Origin of the sequence: Pseudomonas fluorescens, from assembly GCF_004683905.1 — a bacterium.
In the GTDB taxonomy this organism is placed as follows: domain Bacteria; phylum Pseudomonadota; class Gammaproteobacteria; order Pseudomonadales; family Pseudomonadaceae; genus Aquipseudomonas; species Aquipseudomonas putida_A.
Genome location: NZ_CP038438.1, coordinates 138,403 through 161,572 on the forward strand (window position 1 = coordinate 138,403; position 23,170 = coordinate 161,572).

At 61.5% G+C, this 23,170-nt stretch carries 7 protein-coding genes; 2 read left to right on the forward strand and 5 right to left on the reverse strand.

All coding sequences use genetic code 11. The features are described 5' to 3' along the window. Window positions 1-5: 5 nt before the first annotated feature. The 3 genes from E4T63_RS00685 to E4T63_RS00695 form a co-directional block, all read right to left on the reverse strand. Window positions 6-935: a diiron oxygenase gene (locus tag E4T63_RS00685; protein WP_135294687.1), complete on the reverse strand. Its 930-nt coding sequence runs from the start codon at window positions 933-935 to the stop codon at window positions 6-8. After that, the gene (locus tag E4T63_RS00690) at window positions 932-1,708 is read right to left on the reverse strand and encodes a DUF3050 domain-containing protein (RefSeq protein WP_135294688.1); all 777 of its coding nucleotides are present in this window, start codon (window positions 1,706-1,708) and stop codon (window positions 932-934) included. Before E4T63_RS00690 ends, E4T63_RS00685 begins: the two co-directional genes overlap by 4 nt. 768 nt (window positions 1,709-2,476) lie before the next feature. Beyond that, window positions 2,477-3,187, reverse strand: coding sequence for a GntR family transcriptional regulator (locus tag E4T63_RS00695; RefSeq protein WP_135294689.1), 711 nt, complete (start codon window positions 3,185-3,187; stop codon window positions 2,477-2,479). A gap of 196 nt (window positions 3,188-3,383) precedes the next feature. Between E4T63_RS00695 and lapG the strand changes: the two genes are divergently transcribed. Both lapG and lapD read left to right on the forward strand, forming a co-directional pair. After that, window positions 3,384-4,076 (forward strand): cysteine protease LapG, encoded by a 693-nt coding sequence (lapG, locus tag E4T63_RS00700; RefSeq protein ID WP_007962016.1) that lies wholly within the window; start codon window positions 3,384-3,386, stop codon window positions 4,074-4,076. Window positions 4,077-4,090: 14 nt separating this feature from the next. Continuing rightward, entirely contained in the window at window positions 4,091-6,037 is a 1,947-nt protein-coding gene (lapD, locus tag E4T63_RS00705; RefSeq protein ID WP_135294690.1) for a cyclic di-GMP receptor LapD, read from the forward strand. A 127-nt stretch (window positions 6,038-6,164) separates the two neighbouring features. Here lapD and E4T63_RS00710 read toward each other — a convergent pair whose 3' ends face one another. Then, window positions 6,165-6,503: a tryptophan synthase subunit beta gene (locus tag E4T63_RS00710; RefSeq protein WP_098966540.1), complete on the reverse strand. Its 339-nt coding sequence runs from the start codon at window positions 6,501-6,503 to the stop codon at window positions 6,165-6,167. Between the two features lie 147 nt (window positions 6,504-6,650). Then, window positions 6,651-22,889, reverse strand: a complete 16,239-nt coding sequence (locus E4T63_RS00715) for a LapA family giant adhesin (RefSeq protein WP_135294691.1) — start codon at window positions 22,887-22,889, stop codon at window positions 6,651-6,653. Window positions 22,890-23,170: the final 281 nt, after the last annotated feature.

Here is a 23,170-nt window from a genome sequence, read left to right on the forward strand (position 1 = left end):
CCTCATCAAACCAGATAGTCACGCAGGGCGTGCTGCACGCAGGGCGTGTCGAGCAGCGAGCTGTTGTGGAAAAACCGCACGATGTTGCCCACCAGCGGATGGTGGCGATTGATCGGGAAGGCCAACCCGGCCATTTCGTCCTTGAGCGAGCGGCGCACTGCCTCGCTGACCGGCAAGGCGTCGATCAGGCGCAGATCGAAGGACTTCTGGATGTCGTTGGTCAGGTAATGGCCGATGAACACCGGCAGGATCTGCGCGATGGTTTCCCGGTCCGCGTCATTGGCGGTGTGCCAATAGATGCGCACCATGCGCGCCCAGAAACTGGAGTGCCGGCCCTCGTCGAGCAGGTGATCGGCCATCAGCCCTTTGATCGACGGCTTGACCGTGTCGTCCCGGGCGAATGCGGCGACGTCACCAGTCACGGTGTTCTCGGCGATGGCCACGCAGATCAGTTCCACCGCGCTGCGCAGGTGTTCGGGCGCCAGTGCCACAGCGGCAGGAATTGCCCGGCTCAATTCGATTTCAGTGGGCAGTTCGATCGGCTCGATGCCGGTCATGGCTACGGTCTGCTGCATGAAGTCCATCGCCACCAGCGCGTGGTAATCCTCGTCCACCACCACGGTCATGGCGTCGTAGCGACAGGCGAACGGGAACGGCACGGCGAAGCGATTCTTGGCGATGGCGCGGGCGGTCTGGTCGACGATTTCGGTTTCGAAAATCACCACGTCGTTGATGAACTTGTACAGCGTCTGCACCAACGCAAAATCACGCTGCTGCGGGCACTCGCGCAGGAAGGTTTCGCTGAGCACCAGGGGCTGGCGGCTCAGCGGATAGATCAGGCGTTCATCGTCTTCCAGAACACGCCGTGGCCGGGTGCGGATGGTGGCGCGGGTTTCCCAGGCGTCGGCGAAGGATTGATAGTCGGCGGCGTTCATTGGGCCACCTCCGCCAAAGGTTCACGCATGCTCAGACGCAGGCCGTCCCACAGGGCGATGCGGCTTTCCACGGCCGCGATGGCGCTGGCGTAGACCTCGGCTTCACGCTGCGGATCGCCATCGACCAGGCGCTCGAGCAGTTGCTCTGCCGCCGGGCCGTGATCTTCGGAGTCGACCTCGATGTGGCGCTCCAGGTAATAGCGAAAGGTGGGTGCCTGTTCGATGCCGATCCCCCAGTCATCGAGGATGCGCTGGAACATCGTCGGGATTACGCTTTCGCGGCCATGCAGGAACGCGGCGGCGACACTGTGGCCCGGTGCGTGCAGCGCGGTGTGCAGCGTCTCGCGCACAAATTTCGCCGCTGCCGGATCAACCTCAACGCTTTGCAGGGCGACGTCGTAACTCACGCCTTCCTGTTGCAGCGCGACAAACCGTTCGACCGCCGTGGTGCTCGCACCGACTTCGCGCATGGCGTCCAGGTACAGCTCGAAATGGCTGTAATGGCCGTGGGCGGGACGATCATCCGACTCTTCGCCAAGCACGATCTCGTTGATCAGCCGCGCAGCATGCGGATCGCGTGGCGGCAGCCATGGCAGGCGGGTGCAGGTCAGTTCCTGCTGCAGGCGTTTGGTCAGCGACATGAAATCCCACACGGCGAAGACGTGAGACTCCATGAACCGGCGCAGTACCGATAGCGAATCGATTTCGGTAAAGATCGGGTGAACGCTCAATTGCGCTTTTTTCAGGGCGAGTTGTTCTTTAGTTGGCATCATGGCGAACCTCGGTGTTATTGGAATAGAGGGAGTTGCTCGTTCAGTGCATCAACACGGACTTGATAAGTTTGAAATGTTTTCTATTGGCGAACGCGGGCCTCATTCGGATTAATGAAAGTTTGCAAAGTGCATGAAAGGCTCTCGACCATGCGTTGGCGAATATTTGCCAAAGCTATTGGATGACTGCAGAGCCGTGCCGTGTTTGCAGGTAGAACCTGCTCGGCGAGGAAAAGCTAATACATCGTCAAATAACTTAACAAGTTTATTTTTAATTATTTTTAGTTGTGTGTTTTTCAAGTATGAGTCGGCCCGCTAAAACTTTTTGTTTGAGTTTTACTTGGGCGTAGTTGCTCCTTTCGGCAAATAATGGCCAAAATTGAAGACAAGAGTGAATGCCTCACTCAAAGCAACTTTAAGAAGCGGAAATTGAATGTGATGTATAGGAATGAAAGTGGGCCGGAAACGGCGCCGTAACTTCCTTTTATCCCGTGGCAAGGCTCCTTCCGTAGGTTCCTGGTGCGGGGACTGCGCCGGCGGTGCGGCGCGTCGCCCGTTCTTCATGGGGTGGCCGTTAAAGAGTGCGGGTAAATTGGCGGGACGGCTATGACCGATTCGTCCGCGCCGAGCCGCAATGGCGGGCTTGCGAGCGCTGGGAGGTTAGAGCGAACACGCGGATCCGCCACCAGGTTTGCGGAGGATCGGGGAGAGGATTTGTAAGCGGGTTATTCGCCGGTCGGGCGCGAAGGCCTGAGACCGGCGTGAAGGGTGTCAGCGCACGGCCTTGCGGTTTTGTCCGGCGGGACTGGCGAGGAAGCGGGTGATGACCTCGACGCCACGGTTGAGGTGATGTGTGAGCAACTTCACCGACAGTTCGACATCGCGCTCGATCACGGCCTGGAGCATGGCGCGGTGATCTTCCTGGGAGAGTTTGCCCAGGCCCATGGCTTCGAGGTTGAAACGCAGGAAGCGCTCCTCCTCGTTGAGGCCGTCTTCGACCAGCCGCAGCAGACGCTTATTCGGTGCCTTGCTGTACAGGGCCATGTGGAACAGACGGTTGAGCCGACCGATTTCGCTGTAGTCGTGCTGGGTTTCGAGTTCTTCGATATAGCCGGCGGCGTGCGCATGATCGGCGCTGGTCAGCAACGGGATCGACTGGCGCATGGCCTCGGATTCGAGGAGGATCCGCAACTCGTAGGTTTCGGTGGCGTCGCCCTGGATCAGCGGCGCTACAACGGCGCCCTTGTGGGTGGTGACGCTCAGCAGTTCCTGCGCTTCGAGCTGGCGCAGAGCCTCGCGCACCGGCATGCGGCTGACCCCGAACAGGTCGGCCAGATCCTGCTGGCGCAGGGCGGTGCCGCAGGGCAAGCGACCGTCAAGGATCGCCGAGCGCAGGGTTTCTTCGATGATCGAGCGGGCAAGGTGTGCGGGAATCGGCCCATCGACTTTGATGCTGTGCAGCGGTTTGGGCTTCTGTGTCACAACTACTCACCCTGAATGACGACGGAATTTGGATCCAAAGACACTAGTGATTGCTCTACAGGTTGTCAAACCATGTAAAGGATTGCTGTCCTGAATGAAGTTTAGCGCGATGGCGATGATCTCATGGTGCCATTGTTTTTTGCCGGGCTAAGCTTCACCATCAAACGCTTTCCTTCCTGCCCCCTGGAAACCTGCTGTGGCGGTACGTTTCGCGATCCCCCGGACTCTGCGCTGGCTAGGCTGCGCACTGTTGCTGGCCGGCGTCATGCTGGGCGGCCTGCATGCCGATTGGGATTTTTCCGCGATCAGCCGCAAGGCTACGGCGCTCTACGGCCCGTTGGGTGCCGGGCAGCAGCGGATCGATGCCTGGCAAAACCTGCTGGCCACGCAGAAACAGGTCAGCGAGATGGAAAAGCTGAAAGTGGTGAACCTGTTTTTCAACAAACAGGTGCGTTATGTAGAAGATATCGATCTGTGGGGGCAGGTCGATTATTGGGAGACGCCCATCGAAGCGTTGTGGAAAGGCGCCGGCGATTGCGAAGACTATGCGATCGCCAAGTATTTCAGCCTGCGTCATCTCGGGGTCTCCAGTGACAAGCTGCGCATCACCTACGTCAAGGCACTGCGCCAGAATCGCGCGCACATGGTGCTGACTTACTACGCCACCCCCGATGCCATGCCGCTGGTGCTCGACAGCCTGATCGATCCGATTCAGCCTGCGTCCCAGCGAACCGATTTGCTGCCGGTCTACTCTTTCAATGCTGAAGGTCTGTACCTGCCGGGAGCCAAGGGCAACAAAAAGGTCGGTGACACCAAACGCCTGTCGCGCTGGCAGGATGTGCTGAAGAAAATGCAGGCCGAAGGTTTCCCGGTCGAAACGACTAACTAGGAGCACGCGCTCAGATGTCTTTGTTCAAACAGCTGTTGATCGCTATCTGTCTGTTCCTGGTGGTCGCCTTCACCGGCAGCTTCATGGTCAGTCTGGAGAGCTCGCGCACCCAGTACGTCAACCAGCTGCGCTCCCATGCCCAGGATGCCGCCACGGCGCTGGCGTTGTCGCTGACGCCGAATATCGACGACCCGGCGATGGTCGAGCTGCTGGTCAGCTCGATTTTCGACAGCGGCTATTACGCGAGCATCCGCGTGGTCGATCTCAAGGCCGACCAGACCATTGTCGAGCGCAGCCGGATTCCGGCGGTGAGCAATGTGCCTGACTGGTTCGTCAAACTGATCGGCCTGGAGCCGGCCGGTGGCGACGCGCTGGTCAGCCGTGGCTGGGAGCAGGCAGCGCGGGTCGAGGTGGTCAGTCACCCGATGTTTGCCGTGGCCAAGCTGTGGCAGAGCGCGTTGGGCAGCCTCGGCTGGCTGCTGCTGTGCGGCGCGGTCAGTGCAGTGCTCGGCGCGTTGCTGCTGCGCCGGCAATTGCGCCCGCTGGATTACATGGTCAAACAGTCCCACGCCATCGCCCGCCGCGAATTCCTCAGCCTGCCGGAGTTGCCGCGTACCCCGGAACTGCGGCGCGTGGTGCAGGCGATGAACCAGATGGTCGAGAAGCTCAAGGCGCTGTTCCAGGAGCAGGCCGAGCGCAGCGAAAAACTGCGTGCCGAGTCTTATCAGGACAACCTCACGGGGCTTGCCAACCGGCGCTATTTCGAGATGCAACTGCACAACCGCGTGAGCAACCCGGAGCAGGCCAGTTCCGGTTATCTGCTGCTGTTGCGGGTCAAGGATCTGGCCGGGCTCAATCAGCGTCTGGGCGGTCAGCGCACCGATGAATTGTTGAAAGCTGTCGGCGAGCAACTGTCCCGCGAGTGCGCCAAATACCCTGAAACCCAGAACCTCGTCACCCGTATTCGCGGTGGTGAATTCGCCGTGCTGGCGCCGGGACTGGTGCGCGAAGAAGCGCTGCAACTGGCGCAGAACCTCGACAGCGCGCTGAGCAGCCTGCACGCCACTGGCGCAACCGATGTGCCGGCCGTGGCTTCCATTGGCCTCGCCCCGTTTGCCCACGGCGATTCACCGCAAGCAGTACTGACCCTGGGCGATCAGGCGCTGGCGCAGGCCGAGGGGCAGGGCGAGCAAAACTGGGCGTGCATCGATCAGAGCCTGGTGGCGGACGTCGGTGACGATCACCACGCTTGGCATCGCTTGCTCGATCAGGCGCTGAATCAGCAGCGTTTCGAACTGTATTTCCAACCGGTGGTGGCCGCTCAGGACACGCAATTGGTGCTGCATTACAAAGTGCTTTCGCGCTTGCTGGATGAACAGGGCCAGACCATCCCGGCCGGGCGTTTCCTGCCGTGGCTCGAGCGTTTTGGCTGGACCGCACGGCTTGACCGCTTGATGCTCGAGCGCGTGCTGGAGCAGATGAAAGGGCATGAGGATTCGTTGGCGCTGAACCTCTCTTCGGCAACCCTGGCCGATCCACAAGCGCTGAACAAAGTGTTCGAGATTCTGCGCGCGCACTCCGACCTCGGCGAGCGCCTGACGCTGGAGATCGGCGAGGAGCAATTGCCGGAGCAAGCGGTGCTGGAGCAGTTGACCCGGCGCCTGCGTGAACTCGGTTTCTCCCTGAGCCTGCAGCGCTTTGGTGGACGCTTCAGCATGATCGGCAACCTGGCGCGGCTGGGGCTGGCGTACCTGAAGATCGATGGCAGTTACATCCGCGCCATCGATCAGGAGAGCGACAAGCGCCTGTTCATCGAAGCGATCCAGCGTGCGGCGCACAGCATCGATCTACCGTTGATTGCCGAGCGGGTGGAGACCGAGGGCGAGTTGTCGGTGATTCGCGAGATGGGCTTGTATGGGGTGCAGGGGCAGTTGTTTGGTGAGCCCACGCCCTGGAAGTAACCTGTTCGTTATTCGTTGTCGGTAAATCAGCCTTCGCGAGCAAGCCCGCTCCCACATTGGAATGCATTTCAAATGTGGGAGCGGGCTTGCTCGCGAAGGGGTCAGTCCGGTCACTGAAGATCGCGGATCAGATCAGCCCGGTCTCTTCGTCGTCGATCAAGTGGCTCAACCCGCCCAGCGCTTCCCGCGCCTGGGTGCGGTCCATCAACTTGGCCTGCGCCGCCGGCGGCAGGTCGGTGACGCGGATCACGCCCTTTTGGGTCAGTACCTGGATCAGGTCGTCGAGTACCCGAATCATTTCCAGGTCGCTCTGCTTGAGCTGTTTCAGGCTGGTTTCCACCACTTCATTGGCGAACCAGGCCTGGATTTCATGGCTGTCGGCCGGCAGCGTTTCCGTGGCCTCGGCGTAGGCCGCGGCTTCCACGCGAATCAACAGACCTTGCGCATCGCGTTGCACGTAAAACATTGAGCATCCCTCAGAAAGATCCAGCGTCATGCTGTCAGCAGCATAGGCCAACTGCGCGCGAGTATGCGGGGTGGCGACGAAATCGTCACCGCCGAGTTAGCCGCAAACGTGACGGCCGCCCCAAGGGGCGGCCGTTTTGTTCACGCATCAGCTGTTGTTGTGGTCGACCTTGATGGTCGGATCGCTGCCGGCAATCAGGTTGTGAATGTTGGCGCTCGACCAGTTGTTGCCTTCCAGTTTGATCGTCACGTCCGGCGTGGCGGCTGCCGCGTCGCCGGAGTTGAACTTGCCCGCCGAGCTGACTTGCAGCGACGACGTGCCATCAACCGTGGTGATCTTCAGAAAGTTGTCGATGGTGCTGCCGGTTTCACCCTGCAACAGATCGCGCAGGTCGATGCGGTCACCTTCGTTGGCGTTGAAGTCCTTGATCACGTCATTGCCGGTGTCGCCTGCTTTCCAGACGAAGGTGTCGGCACCGGAACCACCGATCAGGATGTCGTTGCCCTGGCCGCCGATCAGCGTGTCATTGCCGGTGCCGCCGAGCAGGATGTCATTGCCCTTGCCGCCGTCGAGCAGGTCGTTGCCGCCCGAGCCGAACAGGATGTCATTGCCTGCGCCACCCAGCAGCGTGTCGTTGCCGTCATGCGCACCGGACACATCGAACGCCTGATAGTGCTCGGTGATGTACTGGTGCACGTTGCTGGTGGTGACTTTGCTGACATCCACACCTGTTTGCTGTGCGACGTACGCCTGCATCGCCTGATAACCCTCGCCGGCAATGCCGTTGAAGCTCACCAGGTCGCCGAACAGGATGTCGTTGCCGTCGCCACCGCTGACGGTGTCGTTGCCCGGCATCGTCGCTTCGGTGTGGCCGATGATCGAGTTGGCCAGATCCTTCGGATCGATGTTGGTCTGCGGCGAGTGATCCGAGTCATACGGTTTCAGGTCGTTGAGGCTGACACCGCTGTTGATACCGATCGCCTCGACGTTCGACAGACCGCTGAGCAGAGCGAAGCTGCTGTTGGAGTTGGAGGTTGTCGCCGAATCCGTACTGCTACCGCTACCGGCCAGGCTCGACAACTCGTAAGTGCCGTCACCCTGAGCGTGGATGGTGCCCAGGTTGCTGCTGCTCCAACCCCACCAGGAACTGTAGGTTTTCAGTGTAACGGCGCCAGCACTGCTGATACTCAGGGTGTGGGTGCTGTCGATCGTGGTGTTGAATGTGTCACCCAGTTTGTAGTTACTGGTTTTCACCACGTCATCGAGCTTCACGCTGCCGTACAGCGTCGGGTTGGTCTGCTCGCCGCTCTGGTAGTAGGTCGGCTGGCCGTCGGTGATGAAGTACGTGAGGTTCTTCGCCCCGGTGTTGGCCACAGCTTCCGCGCTCTGGAAGAAGTTGGCCGTGGTCTTGAACACGTCCTCGTAGTTGGTGCCGCCGCCGGACGCCATCGAGTCGAGCACGGCTTTGAGCTTGGTCAGCGCGTTCGGGTCGTTGAGGTTCACCGACACCGACTTGTTGACCTGGGTATCGAAGTCCGCCAGGAAGATGTTCACCGTGCCCGAGTTGCTGCCGCCCAGGCTCTGCTTGAGGGTGTTGAACACCGAGGTCAGCGAGTCCTTGGCCGCGTTGATCGACGAGGTGCTCATGCTACCCGAGCTGTCGACCATGAACGCGATGTTGTAGTTGGTGCCCGGCACCACGGTCAGACCACCGATGTCGGCGACCATGATGTCGTTGCCATCGGTACCGTTGAAGGTGTCGTCGCCAGAGGTACCGACTACGGCGTTGTACACCGCCGGCACCACGGTGACCGGAATGGTCGCGGTGCTGCTGGCCGAGCCGCCGACCATCTCGGTGGAGGTCGAGGTCACGGTCAGGTTGAACTGGCCGTTGTAGTAGGTCGGCGGGGTTACGGTCAGGCTGCCCAGGTTCCAGCCGGTGACGTTGGCTTCGCCGTTGCTTGCGGTGACTGTGAAGGTGTGACCGTTGCCGTCGGAGAGAACCGAGCCGACCGGCGCGCCACTGATCTTCACGCTCAGGGTTTCCGAGCCGTCGGTGTCGGTCAGCGCGGTGTTGATCGCCGACAGTTTCACCGTGGTGCCTTCGGCGCCAGTGTTGAGCTTGTAGCCGTCGTAATAGCCTTCGCCGTTGGTGCCGTGCAGGTCGGAGACGGTCACACCGGAATTCACCAGATCCTGCACCCCGGTGTAGATCGGCACGCCGGCGCTGCTCAGGTCGATTGGCGTGCTGCCGTTGACCGACAGGTTCACGTCATAGCTGCCCGGGCCGCTCTGGTTGTGGTGGTAGATGTCCAGGGTGTAGTAGCCGCTGGTGGTCGGGGTGAACGAACCGCTGATCGCACCGCCCGCGCCCCAGGTACCCGACGCCACGCTCTTGCCGCCAATGGTGATCAGCAGGCTGTCGTCAGCCACACCGCTGAAACTGTAGGTCTTGCCGGCTTCCAGATAGATCAGGCCCGAGGTCTTCGACGCGGTACCGGCGGTCACGCTGCCGTCGGACTGCACGTTATTCACGTTGGTGCTGGAGTTCGGGGTGCCGGCGCCGTCGATCACGTTTTTCAACGTGGTCGAGTCAGCGCCGTTGCCGCTGGTACCCAGGCCCGACAGGCCGGTCCAGACTTCCTTGACCAGTCCGGTGGACTTCACGCTGTTGTCGGCCACGCTCACGGTCGGTGCATCCGCCACCGGAGTGATATCGATCTTCACGGTGCCGGTGTTGCCCAGCAGTTGGCCGTCGGTGGGCTGGAACTTGATCTGTGCATAGTCAGCCTGGTTGTTGCCCAGGCCGGTGCCGCCGTAACCGTTGACGCCCGACTCGTTGGCATCCGGCATGAAGCGCAGTTTGCCGGCGTCGATGTCAGCCTTGCTGAAGGTCTGGTTATTGGCGACGTCTTTCCAGGTCGAACCGTCCAGATACTGCAGTTTGCCTTCGCCCGGCAGCTGGGTGATTTTGATGCCCAGGCTGCTGGCCGGACTGTCGACGTCAGTCACCCCGAAGGTCGACCAGCCGAGGATCAGCGGCGTGTCTTCGGTGCCGGTGACGTTGACTGGCGCGGCGACTGGCGCATCGTTGACCGCCACCACGTTGACCGTGGTGGTCGCGGTGTTGGAGTAGTTGCCGCCATCGGTCACGGTCACGGTGATGATCCGCGGCACGGTGCTCGGGTCTTCACTGCTGTTGGTGAAGCTGATGTTCTTGATCGCCTGCATGTAATCGGCCAGCGTCGCGTTACCCGACAGGGTCAGGGTCACGGTGCCGTTGGTGCTGTTGGCATTGATGGTGATGCCGTTGACGCTGTTGCCGAGGTTCAGTGCATCGCCGTCCTGACGGTTGGTCAGCACGATGGTCGCGCCGGTCAGCATGGTGCTGTCCGGGTCGGTGATCGTCAGGTCAGTGTCGGCAATCGACACGCCGGCGCCCGGGGTGTTTTCGGTGAACGTCACCTTGTAGTCGGCACCGGTGGCGCCGCTGGAGTTGTTGGCATCCAGGTCGATGACCGGTGGCGCATCGTTGTCGATGATCGAGGTGCTGACGCTGCCGTTGGTGCTGCTGACGGCCAGGTTCTCGAAGTTGCCGCCGGTGGCCGAGTCGATCTTGACCACGAAGTTCTCGGTGCCTTCGGTGATCTTGTCATCGATGGTCGCGACGTTGAACTGCGCGCTGCTGGCGCCCGCCGGAATCTTCACGGTGTACACGCCAGTGAAGTCCGAACCGTCGGCAGCGGTGCCGCTGTAGACGATCTTCAGGGTCACGTCGGTTTGCGCCGGGTGCGTCAGGCTGACGGTGTAGCTGGCGGTCTGGCCTTCGGTCACCGAGGTGCTGCCGGTGATGCTGACGGTGGTGGTGTCGATGGTATCGGCGACGTTGGTCACGGCCGGTGTCGTGCTCGGTACCAGGTTCTCGAAGTTGCCACCGCTGGCGTTGGTGATGGTCGCCTGCACGCTGCCGGCGTCTTTGTAGACGTCGTCAGCCGGAGCCGGAACGGTCACGGTGCCAGTGGTTTTGCCGGCGTCGATGGTGATCACCGAGCCGTTGCTCAGGGTCACGGTTACCGGGGAACCGGCAGCGTTGCTCAGGGTTGCGGTGTAGGTGATCTGGCCGCCCTCGTTCACCGCCGGGGTCGCGCTCAGCGACAGGCTGGTGGTGTCGACGGTGTCGGTCACGGTGGTGCTGACCGGGGTTTTGTCGGCTACGAGGTTTTCGTAGTTGCCGCCGCTGACGTTGGTGATCGCATTGGTCAACGGTGCGTGGCCGGTCAACACGTCGTTCGGCGCAGTGGTGGTCACGGTGCCGGTGGTTTTGCCGATGTCGATGGTGATCGTCTGGCCGTTGGACAGGCTTACGGTCACTGGCGAACCGGTGACCGGAGCGCCGACAGTGGCGGTGTAGGTGACAGTGCCACCCTCGGCCACGGTGCCAGTGGCGGTGAGTTTCACGCCAGTGGTGTCGATGGTGTCGGTGACGCTGGTTACGGCTGGCGTGGTGCTTGGCACCAGGTTTTCGAAGCTGCCACCTGTCGCCGACTTGATGGTCGCCTGCACGGTGCCGGCGTCTTTGTAGACGTCATCGGCTGGTGCAGGAACAATCACGGTGCCGGTGGTTTTACCGGCGTCGATGGTGATCACTGCGCCGTTGCTCAGGGTCACGGTCACTGGCGAGCCAGCGGCGTTGGTCAGGGTTGCGGTGTAAACGATCGAGCCACCTTCGGCCACGGTGCCGGTCGCGGTCAGCGACAGGTTGGTGGTGTCGACGGTGTCGGTCACGGTGGTGCTGACCGGAGTCTTGTCGGCAACCAGATTCTCGTAGTTGCCGCCGCTCACGTTGGTGATTGCGTTGGTCAACGGCGCGTGACCGGTCAGCGCATCGTTCGGTGCGGTGGTGGTTACGGTGCCGGTGGTTTTTCCGATGTCGATGGTGATGGTCTGGCCGTTGGACAGAGTCACCACGACTGGCGAACCAGTGACTGGCGCACCGACGGTGGCGGTGTAGACGACGTTGCCGCCTTCAGCCGCTGTACCGGTGGCAGACAACTTCACGGTAGTGGTGTCGATGGTATCGGTGACGCTGGTCACGGCCGGTACGGTGCTTGGTACCAGGTTTTCGAAGTTGCCGCCGCTGGCATTGGTGATGGTTGCCTGCACGGTGCCGGCGTCTTTGTAGACGTCATCAGCCGGGGCAGGAACGGTCACGGTGCCAGTGGTTTTACCGGCGTCGATGGTGATCACTGCGCCGTTGCTCAGGGTCACGGTCACTGGCGAACCAGCGGCGTTGGTCAGGGTGGCGGTGTAAATGATCGAACCGCCCTCGGCGACCGTGTTGGTGGCGCTCAGGGTCAGGTTGGTAGTGTCGACAGTGTCGGTCACGGTGGTGCTGACCGGGGTTTTGTCGGCTACCAAATTTTCGTAGTTGCCGCCGGTCACGTTAGTGATCGAGTTGGTCAACGGCGCGTGACCGGTCAGCGCATCGTTCGGTGCGATGCTGGTCACGGTGCCGGTGGTTTTGCCGATGTCGATGGTGATGGTCTGACCGTTGGCCAGGGTCACGACGACAGGCGAGCCGGTAACTGGCGCACCAACGGTAGCGGTGTAGGTGACGGTGCCACCTTCGGCCACGGTGCCCGTGGCGGTGAGTTTCACGCCCGTGGTGTCGATGGTGTCGGTGACGCTGGTCACTGCTGGCGTGGTGCTTGGTACCAGGTTCTCGAAGCTGCCACCGGTCGCGGTTTTGATCGTTGCCTGAACAGTGCCGGCGTCTTTGTAGACGTCGTCGGCCGGGGCAGGGACGGTGACGGTACCGGTGGTTTTACCGGCGTCGATGGTGATGACTGCACCGTTGCTCAGCGTCACGGTCACTGGCGAACCCGCGGCGTTGGTCAGCGTTGCGGTGTAAACAATCGAGCCACCCTCTGCCACGGTGCCGGTCGCGCTCAGCGACAGGTTGGTGGTGTCAATGGTGTCGGTGACCGTGGTGCTGACCGGAGTCTTGTCGGCGACGAGGTTCTCGTAGTTGCCGCCGCTGACGTTGGTGATGGCGTTGGTCAGTGGCGCATGACCGGTCAACACGTCGTTCGGTGCGGTGGTGGTCACGGTGCCGGTGGTTTTGCCGACTTCGATGGTGATGTTCTGGCCGTTGGCCAGAGTCACGGTCACTGGCGAACCGGTTACCGGTGCACCAACGGTCGCGGTGTAGGTGACGGTACCGCCTTCAGCAGCAGACTCGGTCGCGGTCAGTTTGACCGTGGTGGTGTCGATGGTGTCGGTGACGCTGGTCACGGCCGGGGTGTTGCTGGTCACCAGGTTTTCGAAATTGCCGCCAGTCGCGGTCTTGATCGTGGCCTCAACGGTGCCGGCGTCTTTGTAGACGTCATCCGCTGGAGCCGGAACGGTCACGGTGCCGGTGGTTTTGCCCGCGTCGATGGTGATCACGGCGCCGTTGCTCAACGTCACGGTAACCGGCGAGCCGGCAGCGTTGGTCAGCGTCGCGGTGTAAACGATCGAGCCGCCTTCGGCCACGGTACCGGTCGCGGACAGCGACAGGTTGGTGGTGTCGACTGTATCGGTGACCGTGGTATTGACCGGGGTCTTGTCGGCAACGAGGTTTTCGTAGTTGCCACCGCTGACGTTGGTGATCGCGTTGGTCAGCGGCGCGTGGCCGGTCAGCGCATCGTTCGGTGCGGTGGTAGTTACGGTGCCGGTGGTTTTGCCGACTTCGATGGTGATGTTCTGACCATTAGCCAGGGTCACGACCACAGGCGAACCGGTTACCGGAGCACCGACAGTCGCGGTGTAGGTGACGGTGCCACCTTCCACAGCAGACTCGGTCGCGGTCAGTTTCACTGTGGTGGTGTCGATGGTGTCAGTGACCTGAGTCACGGCCGGAACGGTGCTCGGTACCAGGTTTTCGAAGTTGCCACCGGTAGCGTTGGTGATCGTTGCCTGAACGGTGCCGGCGTCTTTGTAGACGTCATCGGCAGGTGCCGGAACGGTCACGGTGCCAGTGGTTTTACCGGCTTCGATGGTGATCACAGCGCCGTTCGACAGGGTCACGGTGACTGGCGAGCCAGCCGCGTTGGTCAAGGTCGCGGTGTAGATGATCGAACCACCCTCGGCGACCGAGTTGGTTGCGCTCAGCGACAGGTTGGTGGTGTCGACGGTGTCAGTCACGGTGGTGCTGACTGGCGTTTTGTCGGCGACCAGGTTTTCGTAGTTACCGCCGCTCACATTGGTGATCGCGTTGGTCAAAGGCGCATGACCGGTCAGCGCATCGTTCGGTGCGAGGGTGGTTACGGTGCCGGTGGTTTTACCCACTTCGATAGTGATGTTCTGACCGTTGGCCAGTGTCACAACGACAGGCGAACCGGTCACAGGCGCACCGACAGTGGCGGTGTAAGTGACGGTGCCACCTTCCGCAGCAGACTCGGTCGCGGTCAGCTTGACCGTGGTGGTATCGATGGTGTCGGTGACCTGAGTCACAGCCGGCACGGTGCTCGGTACCAGGTTTTCGAAGTTGCCACCGGTAGCGGTGGAGATGGTCGCTTCGACTTTACCCGCATCTTTGTAGACATCGTCGGCCGGTGCCGGAACGGTCACAGTGCCGGTGGTTTTCCCAGCCTCGATGGTGATCACGGCGCCGTTGCTCAACGTCACGGTGACTGGCGAGCCAGCGGCGTTGGTCAGGGTCGCGGTGTAAATGATCGAGCCACCTTCGGCCACGGTACCGGTCGCGGACAGCGACAGATTGGTGGTGTCGACGGTGTCGGTGACGTTAGTGCTGACCGGGGTTTTGTCAGCCACGAGGTTTTCGTAATTGCCACCGGTGACGTCGGTGATCGCGTTGGTCAGAGGAGCATGACCGGTCAATGCATCATTAGGCGCAGTGGTAGTCACGGTGCCAGTGGTTTTACCCACCTCAATGGTGATGTTCTGACCGTTTGCCAAGGTCACGACCACAGGCGAACCGGTCACTGGCGCGCCGACGGTTGCGGTATAGGTGACGGTGCCGCCTTCGGCCACTGAGGTATCGGCAGTGAGTTTGACGGTCGAGGTGTCGATCGTGTCGGTGACTTCGGTGACAGCCGGCACGGTACTTGGCACCAGGTTTTCGAAGTTGCCACCGGTGGCGGTGGAAATGGTCGCTTCGACTTTACCGGCATCTTTGTAAACGTCGTCCGCCGGAGCTGGAACAGTCACGGTGCCGGTGGTTTTGCCGGCCTCGATGGTGATGACAGCGCCGTTGCTCAGCGTCACGGTAACTGGCGAGCCAGCGGCGTTGGTCAGGGTTGCTGTGTAAACGATCGAACCGCCCTCGGCGACCGAATTGGTAGCGCTGAGCGACAGGTTGGTAGTGTCGACGGTGTCAGTCACGGTGGTGCTGACTGGCGTTTTGTCGGCCACCAGATTCTCGTAGTTACCGCCAGTCACGCCGGTGATCGCGTTGGTCAGAGGAGCATGACCGGTTAACGCATCGTTCGGTGCGGTGGTGGTGACCGTACCGGTGGTCTTGCCGACTTCGATGGTGATGTTCTGACCGTTGGCCAGGGTCACGACCACAGGCGAGCCGGTTACCGGAGCACCGACGGTGGCGGTGTAGGTGACGGTTCCACCTTCAGCAGCGGACTCGGTCGCGGTCAGTTTGACCGTGGTGGTGTCGATGGTGTCGGTAACGTTGGTGACGGCCGGAACGGTGCTTGGCACCAGGTTCTCGAAGTTGCCACCGGTAGCGCTGGAAATGGTCGCTTCGACTTTAGCGGCGTCCTTGTACACGTCATCGGCTGGCGCCGGAACGGTCACGGTGCCAGAGGTTTTACCAGCCTCGATGGTGATCACCGCGCCGTTGGACAGGGTCACGGTGACTGGCGAACCAGCGGCGTTGGTCAGGGTTGCGGTGTAGACGATCGAGCCACCCTCGGCCACGGTGCCGGTCGCACTGAGCGACAGATTGGTGGTGTCGACGGTGTCGGTGACATTGGTCGAAACCGGCGTTTTATCCGCCACGAGGTTTTCGTAGTTACCGCCGCTCACGTCGGTGATGGCGTTGGTCAGCGGCGCGTGGCCGGTCAACGCATCGTTCGGCGCAGTGGTAGTCACGGTGCCAGTGGTTTTACCCACTTCGATGGTGATGTTCTGACCGTTGGCCAAGGTCACCACGACCGGCGAGCCAGTCACTGGCGCGCCGACAGTCGCGGTGTAAGTGACGGTGCCACCTTCCGCAGCCGATTCGGTCGCGGTCAGTTTGACCGTGGTGGTATCGATGGTGTCGGTCACGTTGGTGACCGCCGGAACGGTGCTCGGCACCAGATTCTCGAAGTTGCCACCGGTAGCGCTGGAAATGGTCGCTTCGACTTTACCCGCGTCTTTGTAAACGTCATCAGCCGGAGCTGGAACGGTCACGGTGCCCGACGTTTTACCGGCTTCGATGGTGATCACCGCGCCGTTGGACAGGGTCACGGTCACCGGCGTCCCGGCCGGATTGGTCAGGGTCGCGGTGTAAACGATCGAACCACCCTCGGCCACCGAGTCGCTGGCGGTCAGGTTCAGGTTGGTGGTGTCGACAGTGTCCGACACTGAGGTGTTCGCCGGTGTCTTGTCGGCCACCAGGTTTTCATAGTTACCGCCGGCAACCTTGTCGATGGCCACGCTCAACGAGCTGCCGCCCGCCAATGGGCTGTTCGGCGCGACGAAGTTCACGCTGCCGGTGGTCTCACCGACGGCGATGGTGATGGTCTGGCCGTTGGACAGGGTGACCACAACAGGCGAGCCTGTTACTGGTGCAGTCACGCTTGCGGTGTAAACCACGGTTTCGCCTTCGGCGACGTTGGCGGTGGCAGTCAGCGACACGGTGGAGGTGTCGATGGTGTCGTTGACGGTGGTCACCGCCGGGGTGTTGCTGGTCACCAGGTTCTCGAAGTCGCCACCGGTCGCGCCCTTGATGGTCGCTTCAACGGTACCGGCGTCCTTGTAGACGTCATCCTTCGGTGCATCGACGGTCACGGTGCCGGTGGTCTTGCCGGCGTCGATGGTGATCACCGCGCCATTGCTCAACGTCACGGTCACCGGGGTGCCGGCGGCGTTGGTCAGGGTGGCGGTGTAGGTGATCTGGCCGCCTTCGTTCACCGCCGGCGTCGCGCTCAGCGACAGGTTGGTGGTGTCGACGGTGTCGGTCACGGTGGTGCTGACTGGCGTCTTGTCGGCGACGAGGTTTTCGTAGTTGCCGCCGCTGACATTGGTGATCGAGTTGTTCAGCGGCTCGTGACCGTTCAACGCATCGTTCGGTGCGGTGGTCGTCACGGTGCCGGTGGTCTTGCCGATGTCGATGGTGATGGTCTGACCGTTGGCCAGGGTCACAACAACAGGCGCGCCAGTCACTGGAGCGCCGACAGTAGCGGTGTAAGTGACAGTGCCGCCTTCAGCCACCGAAGTATCGGCGCTCAGCTTCACGGTCGAGGTATCGATGGTGTCGGTGACTTCGGTAACGGCTGGAACGGTGCTTGGCACCAGGTTCTCGAAGTTGCCGCCCGCAGCATCCTTGATCGTGACTTCGACCTTGCCGGCGTCTTTGTAGACGTCATCGGCAGGTGCTGGAACGGTCACGGTGCCGGTGGTTTTGCCCGCGTCGATGGTGATCACGGCGCCGTTGGACAAAGTCACGGTTACCGGCGTACCGGCCGGGTTGGTCAAGGTTGCGGTGTAGACGATCGAACCGCCTTCAGCGACGGTGCCGGTCGCGGCCAGCGACAGGTTGGTGGTGTCGACGGTATCGGTCACGGTGGTGCTGACCGGGGTTTTGTCGGCAACCAGATTCTCGTAATTGCCGCCGCTCACGTCGGTGATGGCGTTAGTCAGCGGCGCATGACCGTTCAACGCATCGTTCGGTGCGGTGGTGGTCACGGTGCCGGTGGTCTTGCCGACTTCGATGGTGATGTTCTGACCGTTGGCGAGGGTCACGACCACAGGCGAGCCGGTCACTGGTGCACCGACAGTTGCGGTGTAGGTGACGGTGCCACCTTCAGCAGCAGACTCGGTTGCGGTCAGTTTCACCGACGTGGTGTCGATGGTGTCAGTGACTTCAGTCACTGCCGGAACGGTGCTCGGAACGAGGTTCTCGAAGTTGCCGCCGGTTGCACCGTTGATGGTGACTTCGACTTTGCCGGCATCTTTGTAGACGTCATCGGCAGGCGCTGGAACGGTCACGGTGCCGGTGGTCTTGCCCGCTTCGATGGTAATCACCGAACCGTTGGACAGGGTCACGGTGACTGGCGAGCCGGCAGCGTTGGTCAGGGTCGCGGTGTAGGTGATCGAACCGCCCTCGGCGACCGAGTTGGTGGCGCTGAGCGACAGATTCGTCGTGTCCACGGTGTCAGTGACGGTGGTGCTGACCGGGGTTTTGTCAGCGACCAGATTTTCATAGTTGCCACCGGTGACGCCGGTAATCGAGTTGGTCAGCGGTTCGTGACCGTTCAGCGCATCGTTTGGCGCAGTGGTGGTCACGGTGCCGGTGGTTTTGCCGACTTCGATGGTGATGTTCTGACCGTTGGCCAGGGTCACGACCACAGGCGAGCCGGTTACCGGAGCACCGACAGTAGCGGTGTAGGTGACAGTGCCGCCTTCAGCGACCGAAGTGTCGGCGGTCAGTTTGACGGTCGAAGTATCGATGGTGTCAGTGACTTCGGTGACAGCCGGAACCGTGCTCGGCACCAGTTTCTCGAAATTGCCGCCTGCAGCGTCTTTGATCGTAACTTCAACCTTGCCAGCGTCCTTGTAGACGTCATCGGCTGGCGCTGGAACGGTCACGGTGCCGGTAGTTTTACCCGCTTCAATGGTGATCACCGAGCCGTTCGACAGGGTCACGGTCACCGGCGTACCGGCCGGATTGGTCAGGGTCGCGGTGTAAACGATCGAACCACCTTCGGCAACGGAGCCAGTGGCGCTCAACGTCAGGTCGGTGGTGTCGACGGTGTCGGTAACGGTGGTCGAAACCGGGGTTTTGTCAGCGACCAGATTTTCGTAGTTGCCACCGGTGACGCCGGTAATCGAGTTGGTCAGCGGTTCGTGACCGTTCAGCGCATCATTTGGCGCGGTGGTGGTCACGGTGCCGGTGGTTTTGCCCACTTCGATGGTGATGTTCTGACCATTGGCCAAGGTCACAACAACCGGCGAGCCGGTTACCGGTGCGCCGACGGTGGCGGTGTAAGTGACAGTCCCGCCTTCAGCTACCGAAGTGTCGGCGGTGAGTTTGACCGTCGACGTATCGATGGTATCGGTAACTTCGGTAACAGCCGGAACGGTGCTCGGCACCAGGTTCTCGAAATTGCCGCCTGCGGCGTCTTTGATCGTGACTTCAACCTTGCCAGCGTCTTTGTAAACGTCATCGGCTGGTGCTGGAACGGTCACGGTGCCGGTAGTTTTACCGGCTTCGATAGTGATCACCGAGCCGTTGGACAAGGTCACGGTCACCGGAGTACCGGCCGGATTGGTCAGGGTTGCGGTGTAGACGATCGAACCGCCTTCCGCCACGGTGCCGGTCGCAGTCAGCGACAGGTTGGTGGTGTCGACGGTGTCGGTGACGTTGGTCGAAATCGGGGTTTTGTCAGCGACCAGGTTTTCGTAGTTGCCACCGCTCACGTCAGTGATCGCGTTGGTCAGTGGCTCGTGACCGGTCAACGCATCGTTCGGTGCGGTGGTGGTCACGGTGCCAGTGGTTTTGCCCACTTCGATGGTAATGGTCTGACCGTTGGCCAACGTGACGATCACTGGCGAGCCGGTGACAGGCGCGCCAACGGTCGCGGTATAGGTGACGGTGCCACCTTCAGCCACCGAGGTATCGGCGGTCAGCTTGACGGTCGAGGTGTCGATGGTGTCAGTCACTTCAGTGACCGCAGGGACGGTGCTCGGCACCAGGTTCTCGAAATTGCCGCCGGTTGTTCCGGTAATGCTGACTTCCACTTTGCCGGCGTCTTTGTAGACGTCATCGGCTGGCGCCGGAACGGTCACGGTGCCGGTGGTTTTACCCGCTTCGATGGTGATGACGGAGCCATTGCTCAGGGTCACGGTTACCGGCGTGCCGGCCGGATTGGTCAGGGTTGCGGTGTAGACGATCGAGCCACCTTCAGCCACGGTGCCGGTCGCAGTCAGCGACAGGTTGGTGGTGTCGACGGTGTCGGTGACGCTGGTCGAAACCGGGGTTTTATCCGCTACAAGATTCTCGTAGTTGCCGCCGCTCACGTCAGTGATCGCGTTGCTCAGTGGCTCGTGACCGTTCAATGCATCGTTCGGCGCAGTGGTGGTGACGGTGCCGGTGGTTTTACCCACTTCGATGGTGATGGTCTGGCCGTTTGCCAACGTGACGGTCACTGGCGAACCGGTTACCGGGGCCCCGACAGTCGCGGTGTAGGTGACGGTGCCGCCCTCGACCACCGAGGTATCAGCGGTCAGTTTGACGGTCGAAGTATCGATGGTGTCAGTGACTTCGGTGACAGCTGGAACGGTGCTCGGAACAAGGTTCTCGAAATTGCCACCCGTGGTGCCGGTGATGCTGACTTCCACTTTGCCGGCGTCTTTATAGACGTCATCGGCTGGGGCCGGAACGGTCACGGTACCGGTGGTTTTACCGGCTTCGATGGTGATGACGGAGCCATTGCTCAGGGTCACGGTCACCGGGGTGCCGGCCGGGTTGGTCAGGGTCGCGGTGTAGACGATCGAGCCGCCTTCAGCGACGGAGCCAGTGGCACTCAGCGAGAGGTTGGTAGTGTCGACGGTATCAGTCACGGTGGTGCTGACCGGCGTCTTGTCGGCGACCAGATTTTCGTAGTTGCCACCGCTCACGCCAGTGATCGAGTTGCTCAGCGGCGCCTGGCCGTTGAGCACGTCGTTCGGTGCGGTGGTGGTCACGGTGCCAGTGGTTTTACCCACTTCGATGGTGATGGACTGACCGTTGGCCAGAGTCACGACAACCGGCGAGCCAGTCACAGGCGCACCAACGGTCGCGGTGTAAGTGACGGTGCCACCCTCGGCGACCGAGGTGTCAGCGGACAGTTTGACCGTCGAAGTGTCGATGGTATCAGTCACTTCGGTGACCGCAGGGACAGTGCTTGGCACCAGATTTTCGAAGTTGCCGCCGGTTGCACCGTTGATGGTGACTTCGACTTTGCCGGCGTCTTTGTATACGTCATCCGCAGGCGCCGGAACCGTCACGGTGCCGGTGGTTTTACCGGCTTCGATGGTGATCACGGCGCCGTTGCTCAGGGTCACGGTGACCGGCGAGCCGGCAGCATTGGTCAACGTCGCGGTGTAAACGATCGAACCGCCCTCAGCCACGGTACCGGTCGCGTTCAACGACAGGTTGGTGGTGTCGACGGTGTCGGTAACGGTGGTCGAAACCGGGGTTTTGTCGGCGACGAGGTTCTCGTAGTTACCGCCACTGACATTGGTGATGGCGTTGGTCAGCGGTGGGTTGCCGGTCAGCGCGTCGTTCGGCGCGGTGGTGGTCACGGTGCCGGTGGTTTTGCCCACTTCGATGGTGATGGTCTGACCGTTGGTCAGGGTCACGGTCACTGGCGAACCGGTCACAGGTGCACCGACGGTGGCGGTGTAAGTGACGATGCCGCCCTCAGCGACTGAGGTATCGGCAGTCAGTTTGACGGTCGAGGTATCGATGGTATCGGTGACTTCGGTGACCGCCGGAACGGTGCTCGGCACCAGATTCTCGAAATTGCCGCCGGTAGTGCCGGTGATGCTGACTTCGACTTTGCCGGCGTCTTTGTAGACGTCATCGGCTGGAGCCGGAACGGTCACAGTGCCGGTGGTTTTGCCAGCCTCGATGGTGATGACGGAGCCATTGCTCAACGTCACGGTCACCGGGGTGCCGGCCGGGTTGGTCAGGGTGGCGGTATAAACGATCGAGCCGCCTTCAGCGACGGTGCCGGTGGCACTCAGCGACAGGTTGGTGGTGTCGATGGAGTCGGTGACGGTGGTGGTCGCCGGGGTGGTGTTTGGCACCAGATTCTCGAAGTTGCCGCCGGTTGCGCCGGTAATCGTGGTGCTGACGGTGCCGCCGTTGTTGTAGACGTCGTTCGGCGCGGTCGGCACGTTGACGGTGCCAGTGGTCTGGCCGGCTTCGATGGTGATGGTCGAACCGTTGGACAGGGTGACGGTGACCGGGGTCTGTGCCGGATTGGTCAGGGTCGCGGTGTAGGTGATCTGGCCACCTTCGACCACGGTACCGGTGGCGGTGAGGGTCAGGCCGGTGGTGTCGCGCGAATCGACGATGTTCGTTACGACTGGCGTCGTATTCGGCACCAGGTTCTCGAAGTTGCCGCCGGTGGCACCGGTGATGGTGGTGCTGACGGTGCTGCCGTTGTTGTAGACGTCATTCGGCGCGGTTGGCACGTTGACGGTGCCAGTGGTCTGGCCGGCTTCGATGGTGATGGTCGAACCGTTGGACAGGGTGACGGTGACCGGTGTCTGCGCCGGGTTGGTCAGTGTCGCGGTATAGGTGATCTGACCGCCTTCGGTGACGCTGTTGCCAGCGGTCAGGGTGACGGTGGTGGTGTCGATGGTGTCGGTGACCTGAGTCGTCGCCGGGGTGGTCGGCGGGGTCACGGTAATGCCGTTGCCGCCGGTGGTGCCGGTGACGGTCACGTTGATCTGGGTCGGGTCGTTATAAACGGTGTCGTTCGGTGCCAGCGGCACGTTGACGGTGCCGGTGGTGGAGCCGGCCGGAATCACGATCACCGAGCCGTTGGACAGGGTGATGGTCAGGTCGGTCAACGGCGCCTGGGTCAGGGTCGCGGTGTACACCAGCACGCCGCCGGCTTCGGTGATGGTCGGCGTGGCGCTGAGGCTCAGAGTCGACTCACGCAGGGCGTTGGTGGTGGTGTCGGTGGTCTGGCCACCGGTGATGTTCTGTGCCGCTTGTGCACCGGCGTTGATGCCCGCGGTCGGGAAGCCGATGGTCGGGTCGACGCGGCCAGCGGTGGCATCGAGCATCACGAAGCTGTGGCCGCCGCCTGCCGCGCCGCCAGTCCCTGCGGCGGTAGCGCCGGCAGCGGTGGCTTCAAGGGCGGTGGTCGGGTCGGCACCGGCGGCGATGGCCTGCTGCAGCTCGGCTACGGACGGTGCGGCCTGCGCGGTGGCTTCGGCCAGGTCAGTGCTGGAGTCGGGCGCGTTGGCGCTCCACTGGGTTTCACGGCCCAGGTCCAGGGTGCGGCCATCCGCCAGTTCCAGCGACACGGCGCCGGAGAGGCCGGTATCGATCTGGTCGCCGACGAACAGGCGATCGCCTTCAACGAGCACGCGGCGTACACCCTCGGGGGAGACCACGAATACCTGACCGACAATGCTTTTGACGATGGCAACAACACTGCTCATTGAAGACTCTCCGGGTGTCACGTTCAGTTGACTTCCATAGCCTGATGGCTTCGGCGCCGATTCAGTCTGGACGTACTTTAAAAATTTGCGAATCAAGATTGACGCTGTTCTTCGTCAATAATTTGGCTAGATTCTTTCGCTATTAACTTTATGCCAAACTATTGACCTTCTGGGTGCCATCCTAAACAATCGCCCCACTAATGTCACATTGATATTTCCGCGGCGACCTGTCCCTCAGCGTGTGATCCAGTTCCTATTTTGAACTTTCCGACATACGGTCA

Excerpts from the sequence above, each read along its gene's own strand:
- E4T63_RS00690 (WP_135294688.1), bottom strand. The coding sequence starts at position 1,708 with ATGATGCCAACTAAAGAACAACTCGCCCTGAAAAAAGCGCAATTGAGC.
- lapD (WP_135294690.1), top strand. The coding sequence starts at position 4,091 with ATGTCTTTGTTCAAACAGCTGTTGATCGCTATCTGTCTGTTCCTGGTG.
- E4T63_RS00715 (WP_135294691.1), bottom strand. The coding sequence starts at position 22,889 with ATGAGCAGTGTTGTTGCCATCGTCAAAAGCATTGTCGGTCAGGTATTC.
- E4T63_RS00710 (WP_098966540.1), bottom strand. The coding sequence starts at position 6,503 with ATGTTTTACGTGCAACGCGATGCGCAAGGTCTGTTGATTCGCGTGGAA.
- E4T63_RS00685 (WP_135294687.1), bottom strand. The coding sequence starts at position 935 with ATGAACGCCGCCGACTATCAATCCTTCGCCGACGCCTGGGAAACCCGC.